This is a genomic window from Vibrio fujianensis, assembly GCF_002749895.1.
Classification (GTDB): Bacteria; Pseudomonadota; Gammaproteobacteria; order Enterobacterales; family Vibrionaceae; genus Vibrio; species Vibrio fujianensis.
Map to the genome: position 1 here is coordinate 187388 of NZ_NBUS01000041.1, position 3686 is coordinate 191073.

Below are 3686 nucleotides of genomic sequence, written 5' to 3' on the forward strand. Positions count from 1 at the left end.
AGTAACGTTGTGGCTTCTGGATAGATCTCGGCGTCAACGTAAATACGATCAAGTTCTGGGGCCAGCTTGATCGCTTTTATGATCCCGACTTCTAATCCTTGATAACGAATTGTTGTGCGACCAGCGATCAGACCTTGAGCATTAGAAAAATAGATCTGAATACGTTCTCCGGAATCATGAATAGCTTTTGTGATAAACCAAGCAGCCAATAAAACGGTGATAATGGGTAATATCCACAACGGGGAAATCCCTGTATTCCGCTTAATTTCAGGAGAGTAAGAGATGGGCTGCTTATTCATCAGAAGACTCACTATGATTTGTATTAACCGCGATAGAGTCCCATATTAAACGGGAATCTAGACTTTCAGTCGCCAGCATGGTCAAAATAACAACGCAGCCAAAAGCAACCGCGCCGTATCCTGGTGTAAAATTAAGCAATTGGCCATGGTCAATCAAAGATAGCATGATAGAGATAACAAAAAGATCCATCACCGACCACTTACCAATCCACTTAATGATGTAATAGATCGTCATTCGTTGACGATGATAACGAGTACAGTGATATTGAATAGTCAGAAGTAGATAAATCAGCGCTAAAATTTTCACAACTGGTACCACAATGCTGGCGATAAAAATAATAGCGGCAATAGCGTACATGCCATTGTTGATTAAAGTCACAACGCCGGAAAAAATAGTATCCTCTAGCCGCTGGCCGTGACTAATGAAAATAGAGATAGGAATAACATTGGCAGGGATAATTGCAATGGCGGCCAAACAGGTATAAGCCCATGTACGTTGAATCGATAGTGGTTTTCGGTAATGGAGTTTTTGGTTACAGCGTATACAGTACTCGTTTACGTCTTGAGACAAGTGGCAATAATGACAATGCATGCGTTTTTGACTCAACTTAGGATAATGACTTTCTGGCTGCCACGCTTCCCAATAGCGTTGAATACTTATTCTACTGATTAACAAAATCGTTAATATTTGTAGGAGCAATAGGCTGTAAAGCGCAGGCCCAATAAAAATATCGGCATAGTCGATTAGCTTAAAACAAGTAACGGCAACACTGACCAGAAAAACATCAATCATCGACCAGGGTTTTAATTTTTGCATGGCGAGCAGTGAATAACGAAAGATATTAAACCAGCGATAATGCAGCGCGAAATGCGCCAGCATGATCGTCATGAGTATCAGTAATGGAGCCAAAGAGCTACAAAAAAAGACCAGAAGGGCCAAAGCAGGGTAACCTTCAGAAGCGATAGCCCATATTCCAGCAGGTAAAGAAGCGGAGATCATTATTCCAAACAGTCGAATGGTTAAAAAGTTAAACCAGTGTGCGAGGATAAGTAGTAGTAGGCAGGTTATTGCAAGCGCAAGGTTTCCAGATAATGAAGGATGAGTACCTTGATATAACAGCGAGCCGCACCGGGGACAATAGGCACTTTGCTTTGGTTGAATGGCAACACGATAAACGGCAAGCTCACAGCCCTGGCACAATTGAATCTGTGTTTCTTTATCTTGCATGTTGACGGATACTTTTATTTGCATAAATAGAATCCAAATTTTCTCGCCGAGTGAACAATCACAGTATCAAGTGTAGTTGAGCTGAATTTATTGGTAGAGAAAAGTCTCACTATCTTTAGAAGTGATAGCAAATAGAAAGTGATTTTCTCTTGAGTTTTTTAAATCGAGCAGATAAAAAGAGTAAATAACACCAACAATGAAGCCAAGATGACTTGTTTTATCTTGATCATGGCTGCATCTTTTTTAGCACAACTCTTTAATGGAAAATGGTAATGAACATAGAGGACTACCAACGCTTAACTCAGCAAGCGATCGCCTTATTGGAATCAGAATCCGATTTAGTCGCAAATCTTGCCAATTTAAGCGCACTATTGAATATGGAGCTGGATAACATTAATTGGGTTGGCTTCTATTTATTACGCAACGATGAATTGATATTAGGCCCATTTCAAGGCCAACCTGCTTGTGTGAGAATCCCTGTTGGTCGAGGGGTTTGTGGCACCGCGGTTGCGAGCAATACGGTTCAACGGGTGGATGATGTCCATGCTTTCCCTGGACATATTGCCTGCGATGCCGCCAGCCTTTCTGAGCTGGTTATCCCTTTTTCTATCCATCAGCAAGTGGTCGGTGTTCTCGATATTGATAGCCCAATGACTGCGCGTTTTTCACCAATCGATCAACAAGGATTGGTTTTTTTAATGACTGAAGTAGAAAAGGTGCTCAATTCACATGCGAACAAAGCATAATTTCGCCTTTGCCTGTGGTTTTTCGTTGTCAGGTCACTATAATACCGAACATATTTATATTTAATGCTCCGCGGGCCAGCCGCATCAACCAGGAATCCTCATGGAAAACACTGAAAAGTTAAAAAACAGCAAAGAAGTGATTGCGTATATTGCTGAATGTTTCCCTAAATGCTTTACTTTAGAAGGTGAGGCAAAGCCTCTTAAAATTGGTATTTTTCAAGATCTTGCTGAACGTCTTAATGATGACCCTAAAGTAAGCAAAACTCAGCTTCGAGCTGCGCTAAGGCAATACACCTCGTCATGGCGTTATCTACACGGAGTAAAAGCTGGTGCAGTTCGGATTGATCTTGATGGTAATGCTTGTGGCGAACTAGAAGAGCAACATATTGAACATGCTCAAACCGCATTAGCTGAGAGCAAAGCTCGAGTGGATGCTCGTCGTAAGGAGCAAGCAAAAAAAGCTCGTGAGGAAGCGAAGGCAAAACCTAAAGCGAAGAAGCCTCAAGCTCGTCGCCCTCAGGGCTCTGCAGCAAAAAATGAGAAAAAACCAGTTGAAACACGCGCTTTACAATCTGATGAACTCAGTGTTGGTAAGCAAGTTAATGTGAACATGGGTAAAGGCAACATGGCAGCGACCATTGTTGAGATTAATAAGGAAGATGTGCGTGTCCAACTCGGTAACGGCCTACAAATGGTTGTGAAGACGGAGCACCTGCGCGCATAAAGGAGATATTCCTACGCATGAAATGCCGTTTAAAATTAACATCAATTGCTGCTAGCTTACTGCTGGCAGCCTTTTCTGTTCAGGCTATTGAAGCCAACCTCAAAATTAACGATCTTCCTCATTTAACGCCAGAAGTTCAGCATGAAACGGCGAGTAAAAGAGTGACTTCGCGTTTTACTCGTTCTCATTATAAACATTTCTCTTTAGATGATGCGTTTTCTCAAGCAATTTTTGCACGCTACATTGGCATGCTAGATTATAACCGTAACTTGTTTACTCAAGCGGATATTGATTCTTTTAAAGATTGGTCATTGCAACTGGATGATCAATTAAAAGTAGGTAATAACCAAATAGCCTTTGATCTTTATAATCTATCCATGCGTAAGCGATTTGAGCGATTTCAATATGCGCTGTCGTTACTAGATAAAGAAATTACTTTTGATTCAGATGATGCGATTGAGCAAGATAGAACCCAATCACCTTGGCCGAAAGATCAAGCCGAAATTGATTCACTTTGGCAAAAGCGAGTTAAATTTGACGCACTCAATCTGAAATTAGCGGGTAAAACATGGCCTGAAATTCAAGAAACGTTAGCAAAACGCTACAACAACGCGATTAAACGTTTGACCCAAACGCATAGTGAAGATGTTTTTCAGGTCTACATCAATGCTTTTGCGCGCCAAATTGAT

Annotated in this window: 4 protein-coding genes and 1 pseudogene; 3 read left to right on the forward strand and 2 right to left on the reverse strand. The window is 41.3% G+C overall.

Annotated features, from left to right (window positions below; genetic code table 11):
* Together B7C60_RS18460 and B7C60_RS08130 are read right to left on the reverse strand one after the other, a co-directional pair.
* Positions 1–299: MlaD family protein (locus B7C60_RS18460; protein ID WP_245868942.1), on the reverse strand; the 299-nt coding region annotated here is incomplete at its 3' end.
* Positions 292–1551 carry a paraquat-inducible protein A gene (locus B7C60_RS08130; RefSeq protein ID WP_099611216.1) on the reverse strand — a complete coding sequence of 420 codons (1260 nt, stop codon included), beginning with the start codon at positions 1549–1551 and terminating at the stop codon, positions 292–294. The genes B7C60_RS18460 and B7C60_RS08130, both read right to left, overlap by 8 nt.
* Before the next feature lie 248 nt (positions 1552–1799).
* Here B7C60_RS08130 and B7C60_RS08135 point away from each other — a divergent pair, with 248 nt between their 5' ends.
* The 3 genes and pseudogenes from B7C60_RS08135 to B7C60_RS18465 all read left to right on the forward strand — a co-directional run.
* The gene (locus tag B7C60_RS08135; protein ID WP_099611217.1) at positions 1800–2273 is read left to right on the forward strand and encodes a GAF domain-containing protein; all 474 of its coding nucleotides are present in this window, start codon (positions 1800–1802) and stop codon (positions 2271–2273) included.
* Between the two features lie 100 nt (positions 2274–2373).
* Positions 2374–2997 (forward strand): RNA chaperone ProQ, encoded by a 624-nt coding sequence (gene proQ / locus B7C60_RS08140; RefSeq protein ID WP_099611218.1) that lies wholly within the window; start codon positions 2374–2376, stop codon positions 2995–2997.
* 17 nt (positions 2998–3014) lie between these two features.
* Positions 3015–3686 (forward strand): annotated as a pseudogene (locus B7C60_RS18465) (carboxy terminal-processing peptidase); the annotation flags it as partial.